Source organism: Streptomyces sp. NPDC000075 (genome assembly GCF_040301925.1).
GTDB lineage: Bacteria > Actinomycetota > Actinomycetes > Streptomycetales > Streptomycetaceae > Streptomyces > Streptomyces polychromogenes.
Genome location: NZ_JBEPFL010000024.1, coordinates 40622 through 65304, shown reverse-complemented (window position 1 = coordinate 65304; position 24683 = coordinate 40622). Strand labels below are relative to the sequence as shown.

The window sequence follows — 24683 nt, the reverse complement described above, 5'->3', positions numbered from 1 at the left end:
AGGGTCACTGCGAGCCGCGGAACTCCGAACCCTCGACGATCAGACCCGCCACCAGGGCGCCCGTCATCCCCGCGTGCGCCAGCCCGCCGCCGGGGTGCGCCCAGCCGCCCGCGAGGTAGAGCCCGGGCAGTCCCGTCGCGTTGGCCGGGTACAGCAGACGGCCGCCGTCGCCCGGCAGGGCCGGGGCGGGCACCGAACCGCCGAGGGCGCCCGTGGCCGCCTCCACGTGCGCGGGGGTGCGCACCTCCTGCCACAGCAGCCGCTTGCGCAGGTCGGGAACGGCCCGCGCGGCGAGGTCCAGCAGCTTCTCCGGGTCCGGCACGGCCGCCCCGCCGGCGGGGCCGCACACGGCGCTGACGGTGACGGCCTCGTGGTCCGCGTCGGGCCGGGTGGCCGGGTCGTCCGGGCGCAGCACCGTGACCAGCTGGACGGCGGCGGAGCCGGGGGAGTGCACCAGCGTGCGGTGGACGGCGTCCTCGGGGCGGCCGCCGCGCAGGGCGAGCAGCAGGGTCAGCCGGCCGGGCACCGAGTCGCCCCGGGCGGGCACGCTGCCGCGCGGCCAGGACACGGAGCCGGCCGGGAGCTGCCTGGGGTCGATCCCGCAGACGACGGAGTCGGCGGCCGCCTCGGTGCCGTCGGCCAGCCGGACCCCGGCCGCCCGGCCGTCGTGGCTCAGGACGGCCTTCACCGGCGCCCCGAAGACGAACTCCACCTTGCGCTCCAGGCAGCGCTCGTACACGGCGGTGGCCAGCTCGCGCAGGCCGCCCCGGACGTACCAGGTGCCGAAGGTCTGCTCCATGTACGGCAGGGCCGCCGCCGCGGCGGGCGCGGAGTCGGGGTCGAGCCCGTACGCCAGGACCCGTCCGCGCAGCAGTTCCCCGAGGCCGCCGCCCAGTTCGCGCCGGGCCACCTCGGCCAGGGTCGGCTGGCGGCGGCGCAGCAGGCCGCTGCCGCGCAGCGCCGGGTAGGGGTCGCGGCCGAGGACCTGCCAGTCGGGGCGCAGCGGCTCCTCCAGCAGGGGGCGGCGGGTGGCGTCCCAGGTGTCGCGGGCGCGGCCCAGCAGGTCGTTCCAGCGCTCGCCGGCGCCCGCGCCGAAGGTCTCGTCGAGGGCGGCGGCGACCCCGCCCCGGGATGTGCCGGGGAGGGTGACGGCGGCGTGGTCGAGGACGTGCCGGACGGCCGGGTCCACCTGGACCATCTCGACGAGGTCCTCCAGCGGCCGCTTGCCGGTCTTCACGAACAGGTCGCGGTAGACGGCGGGCAGGTGCAGCAGCCCCGGGCCGGTGTCGAAGGCGAAGCCGTCGCGCTCGTACCGGCCGAGCGCGCCGCCGTAGGTCGAGCCGCGCTCGTAGACCGTCACCTGGTGGCCCGCCACGGCCAGCCGGGCCGCCGTCGCCATCGCGCCCATGCCGGCGCCGATCACCGCAATTCTTGCCATGGCGCTGAGCCTATCGAGCGAACGCGGGGCCCATCGAGCGAGGTCAGCGGGTCAGTGCGGGGGCGCCCCACGGACCGCCGCCATCCGTTTCTCCTCGCGGCGCTGGGCCCGGCGCCGCCGGAAGCGGCGGATGCGGCTCCAGAGGAAGGCCAGTATGGCGAGGCCGAGGGCGAGCAGGACGGCGGCGATGATCGCCGCCGCGGCCGGGTGGAATATGGCGAAGGTGACGATGGCGCCCACGCCGAGGTCCTCGGCGAAGCTCAGCAGGATGTTGCTGACGGGTTCGGGGGAGGTGTTGACGGCCATTCGGGTGCCGGCTTTGACGAGATGGCTGGCCAGCGCGGTGGAGCCGCCGAGGGCCCCGGCGGCGATGTCGGGCAGCGAACCGCTCTGCCCGGCCAGCAGGGCGCCGACCACGGCTCCGGAGAGGGGGCGGATCACGGTGTGGACGGAGTCCCAGACCGAGTCCACGTACGGGATCTTGTCCGCGACCGCCTCGCACAGGAACAGCACGCCCGCCACCACGAGCACGTCGGTGCGCTGGAGGGAGGCCGGGACCTCGTCGGTCAGGCCGGTCGCGCCGAAGACGCCGAGCAGGAGGACCACGGCGTAGGCGTTGATCCCGCTGGCCCAGCCGCTGGTGAAGACCAGGGGGAGCACACTCACACGGGCATCATGCCGTAGCGGGGGAGGACCGTGGGAGTCAGGGTGGGGGAATCGGCGACGGAAAACGGTGAGGGACGGCCGCCGTCGCGCGGCCGTCCCTCACCGGACGGAATGGGTGCGGGGACTACTGCCCCTGTTCGTCCCGGCGGCGCTGCCACCGTTCTTCGATCTTGGTCATCATCGACCGACGCTGCCGGTTGCGGCCGTGGGCCGAACCGCCTGCGCTTCCGGAGACGGGCTGCTCGCCGGGCTTGGGTGCCTTGCGCCAACCGGTGACCACGAGGACCGTACAGGCCAGCATGACGAGGAATCCCACCACGCTGATCCAGAGCACTTCCTGCCAGATCACACCGGTCATGAGGAGCGCGATACCCACCACAATGCCTGCGACTGCCTGGTAAACCCGTCGCCGGGTGTACGTGCGCAGTCCACTGCCCTCAAGCGCTGTCGCGAACTTGGGGTCTTCGGCGTACAGCGCTCGCTCCATCTGCTCGAGCATTCGCTGCTCGTGCTCCGAGAGCGGCACGGGAGTCCTCCTCATCCGTCGGTCGCGGGGGGTAGCGACCAGGGGTCCCCTTCAGGATAGGCGGGGAATCGCCCCCGTGATACCCGCCCTCTACGCCACATTCTGCAAATCGCTGAGCGAGAAACCACTGCGTGGACAACTGCGTGAAACGTACCGTCACCAGCGCGGTCACTGAGGCGCTTATTCCCCAATGAGCGGTCCGCCATGCCGAGCGGTGTACCGATCATACGGGTCACGGCGCGGGAACGGAGGGGTCTCGCGCAGGTCACCCGGGAGCGGGCCCGCAGATCAGGCGTGCTTCTCGCCCAGGACGTGCAGCTGCGTGGCCACCGCGTGGAAGGCGGGCAGCTCGGCGGCGGCCTCCTCCAGTCGCAGCAGCGCCTCCACCGCGCCCGGCTCGGTGTCCACCAGGACGCCGGGCACCAGGTCGGCGAAGACCCGTACGCCGTGCACGGCGCCGACCTCCAGGCCGGCCCCGCCGACCAGCTCCGCCAGCTGCTCGGCGGTGAAGCGGCGCGGCACCGGGTCGCCGGAGCCCCAGCGCCCCGCCGGGTCGGTGAGGGCGGTGCGGGCCTCGGTGAAGTGCCCGGCGAGCGCCCGCGCGAGGACGGCCCCGCCGACGCCGGCGCCGAGCAGGCTGAGGACGCCGCCGGGGCGCAGCGCGGCGACGGCGTTGGCGACGCCCTCGGCCGGGTCGTCCACGTACTCCAGCACGCCGTGGCAGAGCACCACGTCGTACGCGTCCCGCTCGACGACGTCCAGCAGGCCCTGGGCGTCGCCCTGGACCCCGCGCACCAGGTCGGCGACGCCCTCCTCGGCGACCCGGCGCTCCAGCCCGAACAGCGCGTTCGGGCTGGGGTCGACCACGGTCACCCGGTGGCCCAGCCGGGCGAGGGGCACGGCGAACTTGCCGGTGCCCCCGCCGGTGTCGAGGACGTCCAGGACATCCCGCCCGGTCGCCTTCACCCGGCGGTCGAGGGCCTCCTGGAGGACCTCCCACACCACGGCGGTGCGGAGGGAGGCACGGGGGCGGGAAGTGTCCGACACGGCTGATGGCTCCTCGGCGGGGTGAGTGCGGGATGCGGTGCGTGTCCCACCCTATTGCCTCGGCCGACCGCGCAGCTCATCCCGCGTCCGGACGCTCCGGACGAGGCTGCGGGAGGGGCTGTGCCGGGGGCTGGAGCGCGAGCATCCGTTCCACCAGGCGCAGGAACATCCCGGCCTCCCGTACGAGGTCGTCCGCCTGCCGGCTGCTCGCCGCGTCCGGTATCCCCGCCTCGGCCCGGGCCCGGCGGGCGGCGCCGGAGGCGAAGAGGGCGCTCCACTCGGTCAGCTCCGGCGCTATCTCCGGCAGCACCTCCCACGCGCTGCGGATCCGGGGCCGCCGCCTCGGGTTGACCGGCTCGGGCCTGCCGCGCGCGGCGAGTACCGCCGCGGCGGCGCGCAGGGCGGCCAGGTGGGCGGTGGCGTACCGCTCGTTGGGCCGGGGCAGCAGGGCCGCCTCGGCCAGGCCGCAACGGGCCTTGGCGAGCAGGTCCAGGGCGGCCGGCGGCGCGGCGGCCCTGCGCGGGACGGGGTGGACAGGGGACGGGGACGGTGTGGCCATGACGAACCTCCTGTCGTTGCGTGGTGCTCGGCGGTGCCGGGTGGTGCGTGTCCGTGCGTGGATCCATCGTGACGGCCCCCACTGACAATCGCCCTGACCTGCTCTTTCTCCCCCAAAGTCCCCCTCTTGCGGCGACCTTGGTCCCGAACCTGCTAGTTTTTGAACTGACCGGTCAGTTCAAAAGAAGGGGGAGGGCGTGGACAGCCCGCACGGCGCCGCCGTCAAGGCCGAGGGCTTCGGACTCAAGGGCCCGCGCGGCTGGGTCTTCCGGGACATCGCGGTCGACGCGGCGCCCGGCTCGCTCATCGCGGTCGAAGGCCCCTCCGGCAGCGGCCGCACCTGCCTGCTCCTCGCCCTCACCGGGCGGATGAAGCCCACCGAGGGCCATGCCGAGATCGGCCGCCACCGGCTGCCGAAGAAGATGGCCGCGGTCCGCCGGACCACCGCCCTCGGCCCGGTCCCCGGCGTCAACGACCTCGACCAGGCCCTCACCGTCGCCGAGCAGCTCCACGAGGGCGCCATGCTCCAGCGGCGCTACGACGCCCCCGTGCGCGCCCTGCTGCGCCGGCGCGGCGCGCACGCCCCGGCCCCGGCCCGGGTGCGGATCGAGCAGGCCCTGGCCGCCGTCGGGCTCGACCCGGCCACCCTGCCGAAGGGCATGCGCACCTCCGTCAGGGACCTGGAACGGCTGGAGGCCATCCGGCTGTCCGTGGCCATCGCCCTGCTGGGCGGCCCCCGGCTGCTGGCCCTCGACGACCTCGACCTCAAGCTCTCGGACGCCGAACGCGCCGAGGCGTGGACCCTGCTCCGCTCGGTCGCCGCCCGGGGGACCACGGTCCTCGCGGTGTGCAGCGAGGCCCCCGAGGACGCGACGGTCGTCCGCACGGGCCCCCGGCCGAAAACCGAAGCAGACCAGACCGAAGCAGACGAAGCCGCCGCAGTCGAAACCGCGGGCGAAGACGGAGACACGAAGGGGGCGGACGATGCGCTCGCCGAAACTGGCCGCGCTTGAGCTGAAGCGGTTCGGGCGGGGGAAGCTCCCCCGGGCCGCCCTCGTCGCGCTGCTCCTGCTGCCGCTGCTCTACGGAGCCCTGTACCTCTGGTCGTTCTGGGACCCGTACAAGCGCCTCGACCAGGTCCCCGTCGCCCTCGTCAACGCCGACAAGGGCGCCACCGTGAACGGTGAGCACCTCGACGTCGGCGGTGAGCTGACGAAGAACCTGCGCGAGCGCAAGACCTTCGACTGGCGCATGGTCAGCGCCGACGAGGCGGCCAAGGGGCTGGAGGACGGCACGTACTTCCTCTCCCTGACCATGCCCGCCGACTTCAGCGAGAAGATCGCCTCCAGCGGCGGCGCCGACCCCACCACCGGGGCCCTCCAGGTCCGCACGAACGACGCCAACAACTACATCGTCGGCTCGATCTCGCGCACCGTCTTCTCCGAGGTCCGCTCGGCCGCCTCCACCAAGGCCTCCCGCAGGTTCCTCGACAAGATCTTCGTCTCCTTCTCCGACCTCCACGACAAGACCGCCGAGGCCGCCGACGGCGCCGACAAGCTCAAGGACGGCGCGGGCAAGGCCCAGCAGGGAGCCAAGGACCTCGCCGACGGCCTCGACACGGCCAAGGAGAAGTCCGGGGAGCTCACGGGCGGCCTGAACAAGCTGAACGAGGCCGCGGGCAAGCTGGAGACCGGCTCCCGGCAGGTCGCCGAGGGCACCCAGAAGGTAGCCGACCTGGCAAACGGCGCCGCCGAGAAGGCCCGCCCGTTCGTCAAGGACCCCAAGAACCTCGCGGACACCGCCAAGCTGGTCGGCGACACCGCCCACGTCGTCAACCTGCACCTCGCCAAGTTCGCCGAGAAGGCCCCCGCCGCGGCCGCCCTCACCAAGCGGGTGGCCGACCGCACCGACGGCTTCTACACGAAGTACTGCTCCGCCCAGCCGGCCCCGGCCTTCTGCGCCGACGCGAAGACCGCCAGGGACGACGCGGCCCAGGCCGCCCTGCTCAGCGGTGACGTCAACACCGTCCTCGGCAACTCCAAGGGCGACATCACCAAGCTCCAGGGCCAGCTGACCGACCTGGAGAACAAGGCCCGCGAACTCGCCGACAAGGCCCCCGGCCTCGCCGGTGACCTCAACGCCGCCGTGGCCAAGGCCAACGCCCTCAACGACGGCGCCCACCAGGTCGCCGACGGCATGGTCAAGCTCCACAGCGGCATCGGCACCGCCGCCGGCGGCTCCGGCAAGCTCGGCGAGGGCGTCGGCAAGCTCGGCGACGGCGCCCAGAAGCTCAACGGAGGCATGTTCAAGCTGGTCGACGGCACCGGCACGCTCGCCGGCGGCCTCCACGACGGCGCGGGCAAGATCCCGGACTACGACCAGCGGCAGCGCGACGCCCGTACGCAGGTCATGGCCGACCCGGTCCAGCTCGCCAGCGACCCCCTGCACAAGGCGCCCAACTACGGCACCGGCTTCGCGCCCTACTTCATCCCGCTCTCCCTCTGGGTGGGCGCGATGGTCGCCTACATGCTGATCGCCCCCATGAACAAGCGGGCCCTGGCCGCCGGCGCCTCGTCCTGGCGGATCGCCTTCGCGGGCTGGCTGCCCGTGGTCGGCCTCGGCGCCGCGCAGGTCGGCGCGCTGATGTCCGTACTGCACTGGGGCCTCGGCCTGGAGATGGCCCACCCGGCCCTGACCGTCGCGTTCCTGGTCCTGGTCACCGCCTGCTTCGCGGCGATCATCCAGTGGCTCAACGCCAAGTTCGGCGCCGCCGGACGCATCCTGGTCCTCGCCGTCCTGATGCTCCAGCTGACCTCGGCGGGCGGCACCTACCCCGTCCAGACCAGCCCCGGCTTCTTCAACGCCATCCACCCGTACCTGCCGATGTCGTACATCGTCGCGAGCCTGCGCCGCCTGATCACCGGCGGCGACCTCACGCCGGTGTGGCAGGGCTGCGCGGTCCTCGTGGCCTTCACCGCCGGGGCCCTGGCCCTCACCGCCCTCGCCGCGCGCGGCAAGCAGGTGTGGACGATGGACCGGCTGCACCCGGAACTGAGCCTGTAAGGGGCCGTTGACCTGTGAGAATCAGCGCCATGGAAAGCAGCAGCACCACCGCCGGCGGGGCCCGGCGGCAGGCCACGCGACAGAAGCTGTACGAGGCGGCCGTCACCCTCATCGCGGAGCAGGGTTTCTCCGCGACCACGGTCGACGAGATCGCCGAGCGGGCGGGCGTGGCGAAGGGCACCGTCTACTACAACTTCGCGAGCAAGACCGAACTCTTCGAGGAGCTCCTGCGGCACGGGGTGGGTCTGCTGACCGCCTCGCTGCGGGAGGCCGCCGACGGGACGGAGGCACGCGGCGGCACCCGGATCGAGGCCCTCGACGCGATGATCCGGGCGGGCCTGGTCTTCATCCACCGCTACCCCGCCTTCACCCAGCTCTACGTCGCCGAACTCTGGCGGACCAACCGCGCCTGGCAGGGCACCCTGATGGTGGTCCGGGGCCAGGCGGTGGCGGTCGTCGAGTCGGTGCTGCGGGAAGGGGTCGAGCGCGGCGAGCTCAGCGCCGAGATCGACGTGCCGCTGACGGCGGCGGCGCTGGTCGGGATGGTGCTGGTGGCCGCGCTGGACTGGCAGGCCTTCCAGAGCGAGCGGTCGCTGGACGACGTCCACTCGGCGCTGTCGCTGCTGCTGCGGGGGCGGGTCAGCGGGAGCCGGTGACCCGGTCGGCGGTGCCGCCCGGGGCGGGCGGCGGCGTAGAACTGAGTATCCGTACTCAGGTACACAGATGAGTACGCGTACGGATGGGCTCCCACCTGCGTAAACAGCAGACTGGGGGTCGGGGACGAGGGCGGGTCGGCCCGCACCGCGGACACGGGGCCACGGAGCGGACCGGCTGCGGCCCGGGAAACAGAACGCCGGTGCGTCCGGGCTCAGGGGGAACGAGCCCGGACGCACCGGCGTTTCAGCGTGTCCCGGGGGCGGCCCCCGTCCGGACCGTCAGCCCCGGCCGCGCAGGGGGAGACGGATGCGGCCGCCGGCCCGGGACAGCGCCGACGAGACGGCCGACAGCCGGGCCGAGACGGCGGCGGACACCCGCGCCCCCGACCTCGGCAGCAGCAGCGCCCGCAGCCGGGACCACCGGCCGAGGCCGGCCAGGAGGGCCGCCCGGGCCGTGAGGACGTCCGCGGCCAGCCCGGGGTACGCGACCTCCGTGCCGGGCGGCGCGTACAGCTCCCGCTCCACCGCGCCCGCCACCCGGTGCACGGCCTCCGCGGCCCCGCCCTCCAGCCGGCCCAGCAGCACGATCCGTCCGGCCGCGCCGCGCGGAGACAGCGCCTCGTCCGGCGGGATGCCGACGTCCCAGGCGCAGTCGCCCAGCTCCCGCCAGGCGGCGGGCACGTCGCCCGGGCCCAGCCGCCGCTCACGCACCCGGCGGCGCCACAGCAGCGGCAGCAGCGGGATCCCGGCCGCCAGCACGGCCACCGCGGCCCAGCCGAGGACCGTCCCCGCCGACACCCCGCCCGCACCGGACCCGGTGTTCCGCTGCGCCACCGCGGCCCCGCACTCGCCGAGCTTCTTCAGCTCCGGCGGGCAGGCCTCGGACTGCGAGGGGGCGGGCGCCGGGGCCGACGCCGACTGCGAGGGCGCCGCGGACGAGGCGGACGGCTGCGGGGCCGGGGCCTCGGGACGGCTGTAGTCCGGCAGCGTGATGCCCGAGCGGGGGGTCGGCTCGAACCGGGTCCAGCCCACGCCCTCGAAGTACAGCTCCGGCCAGGCGTGCGCGTCCCGCATCGAGACGTTCACCGTACCGTCGGACTGCTTCTCGCCCGGGGTGAAACCGACCGCGACCCGCGCCGGTATCCCCAGCGTCCGCGACATCGCCGCCATCGAGAAGGCGAAGTGGACGCAGAAGCCCTCCTTGTCCTCCAGGAAACGGGCGATGGCCTGCGAACCCGTACCCGAGGACACCTTCGTGTCGTAGCGGAAGCCGCCGGTCACGGCGAAGAAGTCCTGGAGCTTGACCGCCCGCGTGTAGTCGTCCCGCGCGCCCTGGGTCACCCGTCGCGCCGTCTCCGCCACCACCGGCGGCAGGTTGTCCGGCAGCTTCGTGTACTCCCCGCGCACCGCCGGGTTCGCGGCCGGCGCCGACTGCAGCTGCTCCGCCGTGGGCCGCAGCAGCAGGCTCCGTACGGTGTACTGCGCGCCCTGCACGTTCTGGAAGCGGTCCTTGCCGAGCTGGTCGCCGACCAGGGTCCGGCCGGCGGGCTCGAAGCGCCACTTCCCGGCGATGTCGACCTGCGTCGCCGGGTACGGCATCGGCAGGTAGCGCTGGGCGTACGTGTCCGCCGCCGAGACCGTCGTGCGGACCTCGGCCGCGTTCTCGCGGACCTCCTCGGTGAGCCCCGCCGGGTTCGGCAGCCGCTGCGGGACGTCCGTCAGCGGGCGGGCGGACGCCTCCCACTTGACCCCGTTGAACTCGTCGAGGGCCAGGATCCGCAGGTACTGCTCGCCGAGCTGCGGGCTGTCCGTGCGGTACTTCATGACGACCCGGTTGTCCTGCGCGTTCAGGCTGCTCTGCAGCGAGACCAGCGGGTTCACCGCCGAGATCGTGCCGCCGCCCCCGCCCGCCGAGGGGGAGTCCTCGCCCGGGGCGCCCAGCATCCCGCCGCCGAGCGACGGCAGTGCGGCCGGCACGGCCAGGGCCAGGCCCAGCGCGACCGCGCCGATCCGCCGCCCGGTGCGTACGGGGGCCACGGCGCGGGTGCCCCCGGCCCCGTTCGCCCCGTAGCCGGAGGCGGCGGAGGCGGGCGTACGGGCGTTCGGGGCCCCGCCGAAGACCCGGCCCCACTGGGCCAGCCGGTCGCGGCCCTCCGACAGCAGCATCATCAGGTAGCCCGCACCGGCGAGCAGGAACGCGATCCAGGGCTGTCCGTGCCCGGCCGACAGCCCGGCGGCGACCGAGTACAGCGCCAGCAGCGGCAGTCCGGCCGCCGCGGCCGTCCGCAGCGTCACCGCCAGCAGGTCCACCAGCAGCCCGATCAGCAGCACCCCGGCCAGCAGCAGCAGCCGGATGCCGTCGGTCAGCGGCGCGGGTATGGCGAACTCGCCGACGTCCCGCACGCCCTGCTGGAACAGTCCCGCGAAATCGGTGACCAGGAAGGCCAGCGGCCCGCCTCCGGTGGACTCGGCCTTCCCCGCGAAGAGGAAGACGAGCAGCAGCAGCGACGCCAGCAGCTGGGCGCCCACGGTCAGCGTCCGGGCCAGCGGCACCCGCCGCCCCCCGGCGCCCACCGCGGCCTGCACGGCCAGCAGCAGCGCCGCCTGGACCAGCCAGCCGGAGGTCTCCACCAGCGGGGTCAGCGACCAGGAGGTCAGCAGCGTCGCCAGCGCTCCGAAGATCGTCACGCGGGTGCGCCCGCTCATACCGTGCCTCCGGGGGTCCGCATGCCGAGGGGGGCGTTCCCGGCCTGGCGCCACAGGTCGCCGAAGGCCGCGCCGGGCGGTACGGCCAGTGCCGTCCAGCCCGCGTCGCGCAGCCTGCGCAGCCGCTCCTCCACCCGCGTGGGCGCCCCGGCCCAGAGCGCGGGGTCCAGGACGAAGGCGACCGCGGCCGCGCTGCGCTGCCGCATCCGGGCGGCCAGCTCGGCCTGTTCGTCGTCCAGGTCGCCGAAGAAGGCGACCAGCAGTCCGTCGCCGCCGGAGCCGGAGACCGCCCCGCCGCGCAGCGCGTCGTGGGCGCGGCCCAGGCCGCTGCCCTCGGAGTGGCCGACGACCGCGAGGGTGTCCATCATCAGCCCGGCCGCCTCGACGGACTCCGGGCCGCCGGCGGTGCTCCCGCCGGCGAAGGCGCCCGCGCCGGGCACCGCGTCCCCGGTGTCGGTGAGCAGCCGGGCCGCGAAGCCCTGTTCGAGGACGTGCAGCAGGGTGGAGGCGGCGGCCGACACCGCCCATTCGAAGGCGGAGTCGGGGCCGGCTCCCTCGTAGGCGAGGTAGCGGGTGTCCAGCAGGACGGTGGCCTTGCTGCGCTGGGGCTGCTCCTCGCGGCGGACCATCAGCTCGCCGTAGCGGGCGGTGGAGCGCCAGTGGACGCGGCGCAGGTCGTCGCCGCGCCGGTAGGTGCGGGGGATGACGTCGTCGTCGCCGGCCAGGGCCAGGGAGCGGCGGCTGCCGTCGCCGTGGCCGCCCGCCTCGCCGGTCATCCGCACGGCGGGCAGGGGCTCGGTGCGCGGGACGACGGTGAGGGTGTCGTACGCGGTGAAGGAGCGGGTCAGCTCGACCATCCCGAAGGGGTCGGTCAGCCGCAGCTGGAGGGGGCCCAGCGGGTAGCGGCCGCGCAGGTCGGAGCGGACCCGGTAGGACACCTCGCGGCGGCCGCCGGGCTCGACCCGGTCCAGGACGAAGCGGGGGCGGGGCCCGAGGACGTAGGGCACCCGGTCCTGGAGCATCAGCAGGCCGGTGGGCATCCGGGAGACGTTCTCCAGCCGGAGCCGCACCCGGGCCTCGCCGCCGGCGGGCACCCGCGGCGGGGTCAGCCGGCGGCCGGCGGTGACCTGGTGGCGGGTGCGGTGCAGGGCCAGGACGCAGATCAGCGGCAGGACGACGAGCAGCAGCCCGACCCGCAGCAGCTGGTCCTGCCCGAGGACGTAGGCGCAGACGGCGGCCGCGGCCCCGGCGGCGAGGAACGAGCGGCCCCGCGTGGTGAGACCGGACAGCGAGGCGCGCACCCCGCCGGGGTTCCCGGCCTGCCCGCCGGCGCCGCCCTGGGCACCGGCGCCCATCAGAAGCTCCGGGCGCCCGCGCCGGGCGGTACCTCGCCGCGGGTGTGGGTGGCCGGGACGGGGGTGCGCTGGAGGATGTCGTGGACGACCTGCTCGGCGGTGCGCCGGTTCAGCTGGGCCTGCGCGGTCGGCAGGAGGCGGTGCGCGAGGACGGGCGCGGCCAGCTGCTGGACGTCGTCGGGCAGCACGTAGTCGCGGCCGGAGAGGGCGGCGGAGGCCTTCACGGCGCGCAGCAGGTGCAGGGTGGCGCGGGGGGAGGCGCCCAGGCGCAGGTCCGGGTGGCTGCGGGTGGCGGAGACCAGGTCGACGACGTAGCGCTTGACCGGGACCGCGACGTACACCTCGCGGACGGCCTCTATCAGCTTGACCACGTCGTGGGCGTGCGCGACGGCGGTGAGGTCGTCGAGCGGGGAGATCCCGCCGTGCACGTCGAGCATCTCCAGCTCGGCCTCGGGGCTGGGGTAGCCGACCGAGACGCGGGCCATGAAGCGGTCGCGCTGGGCCTCGGGGAGGGGGTAGGTGCCCTCCATCTCGACCGGGTTCTGGGTCGCGACGACCATGAACGGGCTGGGCAGCGCGTAGGTGGTGCCGTCGATGGTGACCTGGCGCTCCTCCATCGACTCCAGCAGCGCCGACTGGGTCTTCGGCGAGGCCCGGTTGATCTCGTCGCCGATCACGATCTGCGCGAAGATCGCGCCGGGCTTGAACTCGAACTCGCGGCGCTGCTGGTCGTAGATGCTGACGCCGGTGATGTCGGAGGGCAGCAGGTCCGGGGTGAACTGGATGCGCTGGACCGAGCAGTCGATGGACTTGGCCAGGGTCTTGGCCAGCATCGTCTTGCCGACGCCGGGCACGTCCTCGATCAGCAGGTGGCCCTCGGCCAGCAGGACCACCAGCGCGAGGCGGACGACCTCGGGCTTGCCCTCGATCACGCGCTCGACCGACCGGCGGACCCGCTCGGCCGTGCTGGTCAGATCAGCGAGGCTCGCTCGGTCGTCGTACGTGGTCACCTGGTTCTCCTCGGCCCATTCCACAGGGCCGACGCGCATGGCGCACGGTCCGGCCCGCCCCGAAACACGGACACCGCCCCGGAGGGTTCCGGGTGACGTCTCACCGCATTCTTGACGGCGCCGGGCGCTGTGTCACTCAGGTGGCCGGATCGATCTCCCGCAGGAGCCCGGTGTGCACGTCGAAGACGAAGCCTCGCACATCGTCCTTGTGGAGCAGGAACGGGTTGGTGCGAACCCGCTGCATGGACTGGCGCACGTCCTGGTCCACGTCGCGGAAGGCCTCGACCGCCCAGGCGGGGCGCTGGCCGACCTCGTCCTCCAGTTCGTGCCGGAAGTCCTCGGTCAGGCTTTCGAGACCACAGCCGGTGTGGTGGATGAGTATGACCGAGCGGGTGCCCAGGGCGCGCTGGCTGATGGTGAGCGAGCGGATGGTGTCGTCGGTGACCACGCCGCCGGCGTTGCGGATGGTGTGGCAGTCGCCGAGCTCCAGGCCGAGGGCCTTGTGCAGGTCGAGACGGGCGTCCATGCAGGCCACGACCGCCACGTGCAAGACGGGACGGGCGTCCATGCCGGGGTCGGTGAACTCGGAGGCGTAGCGGCGGTTGGCCGCTACGAGCCTGTCGGTGACGGAGTCGCCGGATTCCGAGGGCGCGGGGTGTGCGGGCAGGGATGCGGATGTCGTCATGGATACGACGTTAGTGGTCACAGGCCGTCCGGGCATGGGGTGAGGGTGGACAAAGAAGGTCATCCCCACTTGTCGGGAGCTCGTTGTGAGCTAACCCACAGGAGTGATACGGGGGCCGCCGTCCGGGTGATTCACGGCTTTTGCGGGTGCGCCGGGGCGGGGGCGCACCGCGCGCGGGGCGGTTCGTTGACCGGGGCGGGCGTTGCACTAAAGTGACGCGAACCGGCCGGAGCCCGGCCCCACCGGCCGCCCGGCCCCCTGGTAACACTCCGCGTGTGCGGCGCGGCGTACGCCTGCCGCGCCGTTATCTGAGAGGGCGCTTTGACTAGCGAGTCCCGACATGTCCCGGTGATGCTCCAGCGGTGCCTGGACCTGTTGGCCCCGGCGCTGGAGAGGCCGGGGGCCGTCGTCGTCGACTGCACCCTCGGCCTCGGCGGCCACAGCGAGGCCCTGCTGACCCGGTTCCCCGAGGCGCGCCTGATCGGCCTCGACCGCGACAAGGAGGCCCTGCGCCTCTCCGGCGAGCGGCTCGCGCCCTTCGGCGACCGGGCCACCCTCGTCCACGCGATCTACGCCGACCTCGCCGAGGTCCTCGACGGACTGGGGCTCCCCACCGTCCAGGGCATCCTCTTCGACCTCGGCGTCTCCTCCATGCAGCTCGACGAGGCCGACCGCGGGTTCGCGTACGCCCAGGACGCGCCGCTGGACATGCGCATGGACCAGACGACCGGCATCAGCGCCGCCGAGGTCCTCAACACCTACGCCCCCGGCGAGCTGGTGCGCATCCTGCGCCAGTACGGCGAGGAGAAGCAGGCCAAGCGGATCGTCTCGGCGATCGTGCGTGAACGCGCCAAGGAGCCCTTCAGCAACAGCGCCCGCCTCGTGGAGCTGATCCGCGACGCGCTGCCGCAGGCGGCCAAGCGCACCGGCGGCAACCCCGCCAAGCGGACCTTCCAGGCGCTGCGCATCGAGGTCAACGGGGAGCTGGCCGGACTGGAGCGGGCCATCCCCGCCGCCGTGGACCGGATCTCGGTCGGCGGGCGGATCGCGGTCCTGTCGTACCACTCCCTGGAGGACCGGCTCGTCAAGCAGGTCTTCACGGCCGGCGCCACCTCCACGGCCCCGCCCGGGCTGCCCGTCGTACCGGAGAAGTACCAGCCGAAGCTGAAGCTGCTCACACGGGGGGCGGAACTGCCGACCGAGGAGGAGATCGCCGAGAACCGGCGGGCCGCCCCGGCCCGGTTCCGGGGCGTCGAGCGCATCCGCGAGGCGCGGCCGTGACCAAGGCCGGGAAGGCGGGGAGGGCCGGGAAGGTGGCCACGCTGACCCGTGGGCAGGCGGCCCGCCTCGTCCGGGGCCGCACCGGCGGGAGCGGCCCCGGCGGTGCCCGGCAGGCGGCGAAGATGCCGTTCGTCCTCCTGGTCGTGGCGCTCCTGGCCGGCGGCCTGATCAGCCTGCTGCTGCTGAACTCGGCGCTCAACCAGGGCTCCTTCCAGCTGAGCCGGCTGAAGAAGGAGACCACCGCGCTGACCGACGAGCAGCAGGCCCTCCAGCGGGACGTCGACGCCTACTCGGCCCCCGACGCCCTCCAGCGGAGGGCCCGCGAGCTCGGCCTGGTGCCCGGCGGCAGCCCCGTTTTCCTCGGCCCCGACGGCAAGACCGCCGGCACCCCGGCGGTGGCCGAGGCCCCGCCGCCCCCCTCCCCGACGCCCACGCCCGCGCCGCCACCGGCTCCGGCCGCCACGCAGAACCCCGACGGCCCGGCCGGCCCGGCCGCGAGCGGGACCCCGCAGCCCACCCCGACCCCAGGCAGGTGACGTCGTGACGCGGATCCTCCCCCAGCTCCCGCCGGGGGTTTCCCCGGCGGGACTTCTGACCGCCCCGCCCGCCCCCCGTTCCCCGGAGCTCTGCGGAGCCCGCCGGTGAGCCCCAAGGAGCCTCCGCGCCGGGTGCCCGGTCCCGGGCGGCGTCCGCCGGCGAAGCCCGCGCAGCGCACCCCGCACACCATCCGCCTCGGCAGCCCCAAGCCGCGGCTGCGCCTGATCGGCGTCGGGCTCACCCTGGTGATGGTCGCCTTCGTCGTCCGGCTCCTCCAGGTACAGGCCGTCGACGCCTCCGCCTACTCCGCCAAGGCCACCGAGAACCGCTTCGCCAGCTACGTCCTGGCCGCAGAGCGCGGGGAGATCACCGACCGCAAGGGCGTCGCCCTGGCCACCAGCGTCGACGCGTACGACATCACCGCCGACCCGAAGATGTTCACCCCCCAGGAGAGCAAGGCCCCCGACGCCCCCGAGCAGGCCGCGGCCCTCCTCGCGCCGATCCTCGGCAAGGACGCCAGGGAGATCGCCGCCCGGCTGAAGACCAAGGACACCCGCTACGTGGTCCTGGCCCGCCGGCAGACCCCCCAGGTCTGGAACCAGATCAGGGACCTCAAGAAGCTCTTCGCCGACAAGGCGGCCGCCGACAAGCGCGGCAACGGCCCCGGCGCCAACGTCATCGCCGGCGTCTTCAACGAGAACAGCAGCAAGCGCGTGTACCCGAACGGCGACCTCGCCGCCGGGATACTGGGCTACGTCAACGCCGAGGGCAAGGGCGGCGGCGGCCTGGAGTCCGCCCTCGACAAGAAGCTGGCCGGCAAGGACGGCGAGATCACCTACGCCCAGTCCGGCGGCCGCCGCGTCCCCACCGCCGGGTCCCACGAGAAGCCCGCCGTGCCCGGCGAGGACATCGAGCTGACCATCGACCGCGACATCCAGTGGGCCGCGCAGAGCGCCATCGCCGAACAGGTCGAGAAGTCCGGCGCCGACCGCGGCTACGTCGTCGTCCAGGACACCCGCACCGGCGAGGTGCTGGCCATGGCCAACGCCCCCGGCTTCGACCCCAACGACCTGACCCGGGCCCGCTCCACCGCCCTGGGCAACGCCGCCCTCCAGGACGTGTACGAGCCCGGCTCCACCGCCAAGGTGATCTCCATGGCCGCCGTCCTGGAGGAGAAGAAGGCCGCCCCCGACACCCACGTCGAGGTCCCCAACCGGCTGCACCGGGGCGACCGGCTCTTCAAGGACGACATCGACCACCCCACCTGGTACCTGACCCTCAACGGGGTCCTCGCCAAGTCCTCCAACATCGGCACCATCCTGGCCACCGGCCAGCTCGGCGCCACCCAGCCCGAGGCCAACAAGGTCCTGTACTCCTACCTGGACAAGTTCGGCATCGGACGGCCCACCGGCCTGAACTACCCCGGCGAGTCCCGCGGCATCCTCGCCAGGCCGGAGGCCTGGTCCACCTCGCAGCAGTACACGATCCCCTTCGGCCAGGGCCTGTCCCTCAACGCGATGCAGGCGGCCTCCGTCTACTCCACCATCGCCAACGGCGGCGTCCGCATCACCCCCACCCTGGTCCGCGGCACCAAGGGCCCCGACGGCCGCTTCACCCCCGCCCCGGCACCCGAGCAGACCCGCGTGATCAGCGCCCAGACCGCCAAGACCCTCTCCGAGATGCTGGAGTCCGTGGTCGACGACCAGGAGGGCACCGGAACCAAGGCGAAGATCCCCGGCTACCGGGTCGGCGGCAAGACCGGCACCTCCAACCGGGTGGATCCCGCCACCGGCCGCTACAAGGGCTACACCGCCTCCTTCGCCGGCTTCGCACCCGCCGACAACCCCCGGATCACCGTCTACTGCGCCATCCAGAACCCCACCAAGGGCAGCTACTTCGGCGGCCAGATCTGCGGCCCGATCTACAAGACGGTCATGGAGTTCGCACTCAAGACCCTCCAGGTCGCGCCCACCGGAACGGCCCCCGCGGGCCTCCCGGTGACCTACGGATCCGCCCCGCCGCCGGCCGCCCCCACCCCACCGCAGCCCAGCCCGCAGCCCTGACAGAGAACCGACCGTCCCACCACTCACGCGTGAGGCTCCATCAGTGACAACGATCACCCCGAAACCCGGGAACCAGACGGCCGAAGCCGCCCAGGACGGGCCCTCGCTTCGCGAGCGGGCCGCCGCGCCCGGTACGCTCACCGCCGTGCCCCACGCTGATCAGCCCAGAACCGCCCAGAAAGACGCCCCGGCAGCGCCGCCGGGAGCGCCCCGGCCCGTGAACGCCCGCCCGATCCCCCTGGGCGAGCTGGCCGGCCTCCTGGGCCTGCCCGAGTCCGGCGCCGCTCGGATCACCGGCATCACGCACGACTCCCGTGCCGTGCGCCCCGGCGACCTGTACGCGGCCCTGCCCGGCGCCCGGCTGCACGGCGCCGACTTCGCCGCCCAGGCGGCCGCCCTCGGCGCTGCCGCCGTGCTGACCGACCCGGCGGGCGCCGAACGCGCCGCCGCGACCGGCCTGCCCGTCCTGGCCGTCGCCGACCCGCGCGGCCGGATGGGCGAGCTCGCCGCCGAGATCTACGGCCGCCCCGGCGAAGCCCTGCTCCAGCTCGGCATCACCGGCACCTCCGGCAAGACCACCACCGCCTACCTCGTCGAGGGCGGGCTGCGCGCGGCGGGCAAGACCACCGGACTGGTGGGCACCGTCGAGATGCGCATCGGCGACGAGCGCATCAAGTCCGAGCGCACCACCCCCGAGGCCACCGACCTCCAGGCCCTGTTCGCCGTCATGCGCGAACGCGGCGTCGAGGCCGTCGCCATGGAGGTCTCCAGCCACGCACTGGTGCTGGGACGGGTCGACGGCTGCGTCTTCGACGTCGCCGTCTTCAACAACCTCAGCCCGGAGCACATGGAGTTCCACTCCGACATGGAGGACTACTTCCAGGCCAAGGCGCAGCTCTTCACCGAGCGCCGCGCCCGCCTCGGCGTGGTCAACGTGGACGACGAGTACGGCCGCCGCCTCGCCAAGGAGTCGCCGATCCCGGTCGTCACCTTCTCCGCCGCCGGGGACCCGGCCGCCGACTGGCGCGCCGAGGACGTGGTCAGCGGCCACATGGACTCCACCCTGACCCTGGTCGGGCCGGAAGGACAGCGCGTCCGGGCCAAGGCCCCGCTGCCCGGCCCGTTCAACGTCGCCAACACCGTCGCCGCCGTCGTCACCCTGGCCGCCGCCGGGCTCGACCCGCAGACCGCCGCCGACGGCGTCGCCGCCGTCCCGGGCGTCCCCGGCCGGCTGGAGCGGGTCGACGCGGGCCAGCCGTACCTGGCCGTCGTCGACTACGCCCACAAGACCGACGCCGTCGAGTCCGTGCTGCGCGCCCTGCGCGAGGTCACCACCGGCAAGCTGCACATCGTGCTCGGCTGCGGCGGCGACCGGGACACCACCAAGCGCGGCCCGATGGGCGCCGCGGCGGCCCGCTACGCCGACACCGCCGTCCTGACCTCCGACAACCCGCGCTCCGAGGACCCCCTGAAGATCCTCGCCGCGATGTTCGAGGGCGCCGTCTCCGTCCCCGCCGAGGAGCGCGCCGCCGTCCTCGTCGACGCCGACCGGGCCGCGGCGATCGCCGCCGCCGTCGCGCGCGCCGGGGCCGGGGACACCGTCCTCGTCGCGGGCAAGGGCCACGAGCAGGGCCAGGACACGGCCGGCGTCGTACGCCCCTTCGACGACCGCGCCGTGCTCCGCGAGGCCATCGAGAACCGCCAGCACAGTGCCCGACAGGCCGAGGTGAACCAGTGATCGCCCTCTCCCTCGCCGAGATCGCCGACATCACCGGCGGGCGGCCCCACGACATACCGGACACCGCCGCGCTGATCAGCGGCCCGGTCGTCATCGACTCCCGCCAGGTGGAGCCCGGCAGCCTCTTCGCCGCCTTCGCCGGCGAGCACGTCGACGGCCACGACTACGCCGAGCGCGCGGTCGCCGCCGGCGCCGCCGCCGTCCTGGCCGCCCGGCCGGTCGGCGTTCCGGCGATCGTGGTCGACGACGTGGAGAAGGCGCTCGGCGCCCTCGCCCGCGCCGTCGTCGGACGGCTCGGCACCGACGTGGTCGCCCTGACCGGCTCGGCCGGCAAGACCTCCACCAAGGACCTGATCGCCCAGGTGCTCCAGCACCACGCGCCCACCGTGTGGACGCCCGGCTCCCTCAACAACGAGATCGGCCTGCCGCTCACGGCCCTGAAGGCCACCGGGGACACCCGGCACCTGGTCCTGGAGATGGGCGCCCGCGGCATCGGGCACATCGCCTACCTCACCGGGCTCACCCCGCCGCGCATCGGCCTCGTCCTGAACGTCGGCACCGCCCACATCGGCGAGTTCGGCGGCCGCGAGGCCATCGCCCAGGCCAAGGGCGAGCTGGTCGAGGCCCTGCCGTCCGAGGCCGAGGGCGGCGTCGCCGTCCTCAACGCCGACGACCTGCTGGTGCGCGCGATGGCCTCCCGCACGAAGGCCCGTACGGTCCTCTTCGGCGAGGCCGAGGACGCGGACGTACGCGCGACCGAAGTGCGGATGACCCCCTCGGGACAGCCCTCCTTCACACTCCACACACCGACCGGGTGCAGCGATGTGACCTTGCGCCTGTACGGTGAGCACCACGTGTCGAACGCGCTCGCCGCGGCCGCCGTCGCCCATGTCCTGGGCATGTCGGCCGAGGAGATCGCCACCGCGCTCTCCGGGGCGGGCACCCTGTCCCGGTGGCGCATGGAGGTCACCGAGCGGGCGGACGGCGTCACGATCGTCAACGACGCCTACAACGCGAACCCCGAATCCATGCGGGCCGCCCTGCGCGCACTGGCCGCGATGGGCGGCGCCGGCAAGGAGGGCGGGGGACGTACGTGGGCGGTGCTCGGTCCCATGGCCGAGCTCGGTGACGCGTCGCTGGCCGAGCACGACGCGGTGGGGCGGCTTGCCGTCCGGCTCAACGTGAGCAGGCTCGTGGCAGTCGGGGGCAGGGAAGCGTCCTGGCTGCAGCTGGGCGCATATAACGAGGGTTCGTGGGGTGAGGAGTCGGTGCTCGTGTCCGACGCGCAGGCGGCGGTCGACCTGTTGCGCAGTGAACTGCGCCCGGGGGACGTCGTGCTGGTGAAGGCTTCCAGGTCGGTCGGTCTGGAGCGGGTGGCGCTGGCGCTGCTCGAGGGTGAGGTCGCCGGCCGATGAGGCAGATCCTGTTCGCCGGTGTCATCGGCATGTTCCTCACCGTCATCGGCACCCCGCTGCTGATCAAGCTGCTGGCCCGCAAGGGCTACGGCCAGTTCATCCGCGACGACGGCCCCCGCGGCCACGCGGGCAAGAAGGGCACGCCCACCATGGGCGGTATCTCCTTCATCCTGGCCACGCTCATCGCCTACGCCCTGACGAAGGTCATCACCGGCGAATCGCCGTCCTTCTCGGGCCTGCTGGTCCTGTTCCTGATGGCGGGCATGGGCCTGGTCGGCTACCTCGACGACTACATCAAGATCGTCAAGCGGCGTTCCCTCGGTCTGCGGGCCAAGGCCAAGATGGCCGGCCAGCTGATCGTCGGCATCGCCTTCGCGGTGCTCGCGCTCCAGTTCAAGGACTCGCGCGGGCTCACCCCCGCCTCCACGAAGCTGTCGTTCGTCACGGACTTCGGCTGGGCCATCGGCCCCGTGCTGTTCGTGGTCTGGGCCCTGTTCATGATCCTGGCCATGTCCAACGGCGTGAACCTGACCGACGGTCTGGACGGCCTCGCCACCGGCGCCGCCGTGATGGTCTTCGGCGCCTACACCTTCATCGGCGTCTGGCAGTTCCAGGAGTCCTGCGCCAACGCGGTGACCCTGACCAACCCCAACGCCTGCTTCGAGGTCCGAGACCCGCTGGACCTCGCGGTCGTCGCCTCCGCCCTCATGGGAGCCTGCTTCGGCTTCCTATGGTGGAACACCTCGCCCGCCAAGATCTTCATGGGCGACACCGGTTCGCTCGCGCTCGGCGGCGCGCTCGCGGGTCTCGCCATCTGCTCCCGCACGGAGTTCCTGATGGCCCTCCTCGGCGGCCTCTTCGTGCTCATCACGATGTCGGTCGTCATCCAGGTCGGCTCCTTCAAGCTGACCGGCAAGCGAGTCTTCCGAATGGCCCCGCTCCAGCACCACTTCGAACTCAAGGGCTGGTCGGAAGTCCTCGTCGTGGTCCGCTTCTGGATCATCCAGGGCATGTGCGTGATCGTGGGTCTCGGCCTCTTCTACGCGGGATGGGCAGCGGACAAGTGACCCCCTGGCAGGACCGGAACATCACCGTCGCCGGCCTCGGCGTGAGCGGCATCAGCGCCGCCCGCGCCCTGGCCGGCCTCGGCGCGGTAGTGACCGTCGTCGACAACGGGGACGGGGACGCGCACCGTGCGCGGGCCGCCGAGCTCGCGGAGCTGGGCATCGGGGTACGCCTCGGCCGGCTGGAGAGCGGCGAGCGGGCCGGCGAGGTGCTGCCCGAGGGCACCGACCTCGTGGTGACCTCGCCGGGCTGGCAGCCCGACAGCCCCCTCTTCCTGGCGGCCGCCGAGGCGGGCGTGGAGGTCGTCGGCGACGTCGAGATCGCCTGGCAGCTGCGCGGGGAGAACGCCGCCCCCTGGCTCGCCATCACCGGCACCAACGGCAAGACCACCACCACCCAGATGCTGGCCTCGATCCTGCGGGCGGCCGGTCTGAAGACCGCGGCCGTCGGCAACATCGGCACCCCCATCATCGACGTGGTGACCGGCGAGGAGACGTACGACGTCCTCGCCGTGGAGCTCTCCAGCTACCAGCTGCACTGGGCGCCCTCCGTGCGCGCCCACTCGGCGGCCGTGCTCAACCTGGCCCCGGACCACCTCGACTGGCACGGCTCCATGGAGGCGTACGCCGCCGACAAGGGCCGGATCTACGAGGGCAACACCGTCGCCTGCGTCTACAACGTCGCCGACCCCGCCACCGAGCGGCTGGTCGAGGAGGCCGACGTCGAGGAGGGCTGCCGGGCCATCGGCTTCACCCTCGGCGCCCCCGGCCCGTCCATGCTCGGGGTGGTCGACGGGATCCTCGTCGACCGGGCGTTCGTGCAGAACCGGCAGAAGAACGCGCAGGAGCTGGCACACGTCGACGACGTCAACCCGCCCGCCCCGCACAACATCGCCAACGCCCTCGCGGCGGCGGCCCTGGCCCGCGCCTTCGGCGTCGAGCCGCGGGCCGTCCGCGACGGGCTGCGCGACTTCCGCCCCGACGCGCACCGCGTGGCGTACGTGGACGAGGTCGACGGGGTCCGCTACGTCGACGACTCCAAGGCCACCAACACCCACGCGGCCGAGGCCTCCCTCGCGGCCTTCGAACCGGTCGTCTGGATCGCCGGCGGCCTCGCCAAGGGCGCGACCTTCGACGAACTCGTACGGAAGTCCGCGAAGCGGCTGCGGGGCGTCGTGCTCATGGGCGCCGACCGGGCGCTGATCGCCGAGGCGCTGGCGCGACACGCGCCCGAGGTCCCGGTGACCGACCTCGAACGGACCGACACTGGGGCGATGCTCGCAGCGGTCCGGGAAGCGGCCCGGCTCGCGGAGCCCGGAGACACCGTCCTGCTGGCACCCGCGTGCGCCTCGATGGACATGTTCGCGAACTACAACGAGCGGGGCGACGCGTTCGCCGGCGCGGTACGCGAACTCGCCTCCGGGAGCGCCGCGGACACGGCCTAGCCGAGGGCGCCCGACAGGTTCCCTCCGGCCGGCTGCTCGCCTCGTACGAGTGGAGGGGAAGATCACAGATGCCGGCCAAACAGATGCTGCCGGGACGGCGGCCCTCCGCCGTCAAGGCGCAGGGCCGCAAACGTCCCGCGCCCGGTGCCGGGCGGTCCGCCCGGCGCGGGCCGCTGGAGCGGCTGCGGCGTACGCGGGGGCAGGTGACGAAGGCCTGGGACCGGCCGCTCACCGCGTATTACCTGATTTTCGGCAGTTCCCTGCTCATCACCGTGCTCGGCCTGGTGATGGTCTACTCGGCGTCCATGATCAAGGCCCTCCAGCTGGGCCTGGGAGACGCCTACTTCTTCAAGAAGCAGTTCCTGGCCGCCGCGATCGGCGGCGTCCTGCTCTTCGCCGCCTCCCGGATGCCGGTCAAACTGCACCGCGCGCTGTCCTACCCGGTGCTCGCCGGCACCCTCTTCCTGATGGTCCTGGTCCAGGTCCCCGGGATAGGGGTCTCCATCAACGGCAACCAGAACTGGATCTCCCTGGGCGGCCCGTTCATGCTCCAGCCCAGCGAGTTCGGAAAGCTGGCGCTGATCCTGTGGGGCGCCGACCTGCTGGCCCGCAAGGGCGACAAGGGGCTGCTGACCCAGTGGAAGCACCTGCTGGTGCCGCTCGTCCCGGTCGCCTTCCTGCTGCTCGGGCTGATCATGCTCGGCGGGGACATGGGCACCGCGATGATCCTCGGAGCGGTCCTGTTCGGCCTGTTGTGGCTCGCGGGGGCGCCCACGCGGATGTTCGTGGCGGTGCTCGCCTTCGCGGGTGTGATCGTCGCACTGCTCATCAAGACCAGCCCGCACCGCATGGACCGGCTCGCCTGCCTCGGGGCGACGGACCCGGGCAAGAACGACCTCTGCTGGCAGGGCGTGCACGGGATCTACGCCCTCGCGTCCGGCGGATGGTTCGGTTCCGGACTGGGTGCGAGTGTGGAAAAATGGGGGCAACTGCCCGAAGCCCACACCGACTTCATCTTTGCCATCACCGGTGAGGAACTGGGCCTGGCGGGGACGCTGTCGGTGCTCGCCCTGTTCGCGGCTCTAGGCTATGCGGGTATCCGCGTGGCCGGACGCACGGAGGACTCCTTCGTACGGTATGCCGCGGGAGGCGTGACCACCTGGATCACGGCCCAGGCCGTGATCAACATCGGTGCGGTGCTCGGTCTGCTGCCGATCGCAGGGGTACCCCTCCCGCTGTTCTCCTACGGGGGGTCCGCCCTGCTGCCGACCATGTTCGCCGTCGGACTGCTCATCGCGTTCGCGCGGGAGGAGCCGGCGGCGCGTGCGGCGCTCGCGCTGCGACAGCCGGGAGCCGGCTGGAAGCGGAGCGGGCCGATATGGAAGTCGATGAGACGGCGCGTCAAGAGGCGTCCGTCCGGAGAGCGGTGA

General features: G+C 73.3%; 20 protein-coding genes. 11 read left to right on the top strand and 9 right to left on the bottom strand.

Features of this window, described 5'->3' with window-relative positions:
- Window positions 1-4 precede the first annotated feature (4 nt).
- From ABT403_RS25515 to ABT403_RS25495, 5 genes are all read right to left on the bottom strand, one after another.
- Window positions 5-1438 (bottom strand): phytoene desaturase family protein, encoded by a 1434-nt coding sequence (locus tag ABT403_RS25515; RefSeq protein ID WP_344153931.1) that lies wholly within the window; start codon window positions 1436-1438, stop codon window positions 5-7.
- A 51-nt stretch (window positions 1439-1489) separates the two neighbouring features.
- Window positions 1490-2104 carry a DUF4126 domain-containing protein gene (locus ABT403_RS25510; protein WP_344153934.1) on the bottom strand — a complete coding sequence of 205 codons (615 nt, stop codon included), beginning with the start codon at window positions 2102-2104 and terminating at the stop codon, window positions 1490-1492.
- Window positions 2105-2228: 124 nt separating this feature from the next.
- Window positions 2229-2630 (bottom strand): SCO2097 family morphological protein, encoded by a 402-nt coding sequence (locus tag ABT403_RS25505; protein ID WP_344153937.1) that lies wholly within the window; start codon window positions 2628-2630, stop codon window positions 2229-2231.
- Window positions 2631-2918: 288 nt separating this feature from the next.
- Complete coding sequence (locus ABT403_RS25500) at window positions 2919-3677, bottom strand: methyltransferase (protein WP_344153940.1); 759 nt, start codon at window positions 3675-3677, stop codon at window positions 2919-2921.
- 76 nt (window positions 3678-3753) lie between these two features.
- Window positions 3754-4236: an SAV_6107 family HEPN domain-containing protein gene (locus ABT403_RS25495; protein WP_344153943.1), complete on the bottom strand. Its 483-nt coding sequence runs from the start codon at window positions 4234-4236 to the stop codon at window positions 3754-3756.
- A gap of 196 nt (window positions 4237-4432) precedes the next feature.
- On the opposite strand from ABT403_RS25495, the gene ABT403_RS25490 reads away from it, so the two are divergent.
- From ABT403_RS25490 to ABT403_RS25480, 3 genes are read left to right on the top strand one after another with little or no spacing between them, the layout of a single operon-like run.
- Window positions 4433-5248 carry an ATP-binding cassette domain-containing protein gene (locus tag ABT403_RS25490; RefSeq protein ID WP_344153945.1) on the top strand — a complete coding sequence of 272 codons (816 nt, stop codon included), beginning with the start codon at window positions 4433-4435 and terminating at the stop codon, window positions 5246-5248.
- On the top strand, window positions 5220-7298 hold the full coding sequence (locus tag ABT403_RS25485; protein WP_344153950.1) for a YhgE/Pip family protein: 2079 nt from the start codon (window positions 5220-5222) through the stop codon (window positions 7296-7298). Before ABT403_RS25490 ends, ABT403_RS25485 begins: the two co-directional genes overlap by 29 nt.
- 29 nt (window positions 7299-7327) lie before the next feature.
- Entirely contained in the window at window positions 7328-7954 is a 627-nt protein-coding gene (locus ABT403_RS25480; protein WP_344153953.1) for a TetR/AcrR family transcriptional regulator, read from the top strand.
- Between the two features lie 279 nt (window positions 7955-8233).
- Here the strand turns inward: ABT403_RS25480 and ABT403_RS25475 are convergent, their stop codons facing one another.
- The 4 genes from ABT403_RS25475 to ABT403_RS25460 all read right to left on the bottom strand — a co-directional run bounded on the left by ABT403_RS25475 (window position 8234) and on the right by ABT403_RS25460 (window position 13710).
- The gene (locus ABT403_RS25475; protein WP_344153956.1) at window positions 8234-10660 is read right to left on the bottom strand and encodes a transglutaminase TgpA family protein; all 2427 of its coding nucleotides are present in this window, start codon (window positions 10658-10660) and stop codon (window positions 8234-8236) included.
- On the bottom strand, window positions 10657-12015 hold the full coding sequence (locus ABT403_RS25470; RefSeq protein WP_344153959.1) for a DUF58 domain-containing protein: 1359 nt from the start codon (window positions 12013-12015) through the stop codon (window positions 10657-10659). The genes ABT403_RS25475 and ABT403_RS25470 overlap by 4 nt, the downstream gene beginning before the upstream one ends.
- Window positions 12015-13025, bottom strand: coding sequence for an AAA family ATPase (locus ABT403_RS25465; protein WP_344153962.1), 1011 nt, complete (start codon window positions 13023-13025; stop codon window positions 12015-12017). Before ABT403_RS25465 ends, ABT403_RS25470 begins: the two co-directional genes overlap by 1 nt.
- 136 nt (window positions 13026-13161) lie before the next feature.
- Entirely contained in the window at window positions 13162-13710 is a 549-nt protein-coding gene (locus ABT403_RS25460) for a beta-class carbonic anhydrase (protein ID WP_344153965.1), read from the bottom strand.
- 321 nt (window positions 13711-14031) lie between these two features.
- Here ABT403_RS25460 and rsmH point away from each other — a divergent pair, with 321 nt between their 5' ends.
- The 8 genes from rsmH (at window position 14032) to ftsW (ending at window position 24683) form a co-directional block, all read left to right on the top strand.
- Entirely contained in the window at window positions 14032-14991 is a 960-nt protein-coding gene (rsmH, locus tag ABT403_RS25455) for a 16S rRNA (cytosine(1402)-N(4))-methyltransferase RsmH (RefSeq protein WP_344153968.1), read from the top strand.
- Complete coding sequence (gene ftsL, locus ABT403_RS25450; protein WP_344153971.1) at window positions 14988-15527, top strand: cell division protein FtsL; 540 nt, start codon at window positions 14988-14990, stop codon at window positions 15525-15527. The genes rsmH and ftsL overlap by 4 nt, the downstream gene beginning before the upstream one ends.
- 105 nt (window positions 15528-15632) lie before the next feature.
- Entirely contained in the window at window positions 15633-17591 is a 1959-nt protein-coding gene (locus tag ABT403_RS25445) for a peptidoglycan D,D-transpeptidase FtsI family protein (RefSeq protein ID WP_344153974.1), read from the top strand.
- Between the two features lie 43 nt (window positions 17592-17634).
- A complete protein-coding gene (locus ABT403_RS25440; RefSeq protein WP_344153977.1) occupies window positions 17635-19329 on the top strand; it encodes a UDP-N-acetylmuramoyl-L-alanyl-D-glutamate--2,6-diaminopimelate ligase in 1695 nt (564 codons plus the stop codon).
- Window positions 19326-20744: a UDP-N-acetylmuramoyl-tripeptide--D-alanyl-D-alanine ligase gene (locus ABT403_RS25435; RefSeq protein ID WP_344153980.1), complete on the top strand. Its 1419-nt coding sequence runs from the start codon at window positions 19326-19328 to the stop codon at window positions 20742-20744. The genes ABT403_RS25440 and ABT403_RS25435 overlap by 4 nt, the downstream gene beginning before the upstream one ends.
- The gene (mraY, locus tag ABT403_RS25430; protein ID WP_344153983.1) at window positions 20741-21811 is read left to right on the top strand and encodes a phospho-N-acetylmuramoyl-pentapeptide-transferase; all 1071 of its coding nucleotides are present in this window, start codon (window positions 20741-20743) and stop codon (window positions 21809-21811) included. Before ABT403_RS25435 ends, mraY begins: the two co-directional genes overlap by 4 nt.
- Entirely contained in the window at window positions 21793-23253 is a 1461-nt protein-coding gene (gene murD, locus ABT403_RS25425) for a UDP-N-acetylmuramoyl-L-alanine--D-glutamate ligase (protein WP_344153986.1), read from the top strand. The genes mraY and murD overlap by 19 nt, the downstream gene beginning before the upstream one ends.
- 68 nt (window positions 23254-23321) lie before the next feature.
- Window positions 23322-24683, top strand: a complete 1362-nt coding sequence (ftsW, locus tag ABT403_RS25420; protein ID WP_344153989.1) for a putative lipid II flippase FtsW — start codon at window positions 23322-23324, stop codon at window positions 24681-24683.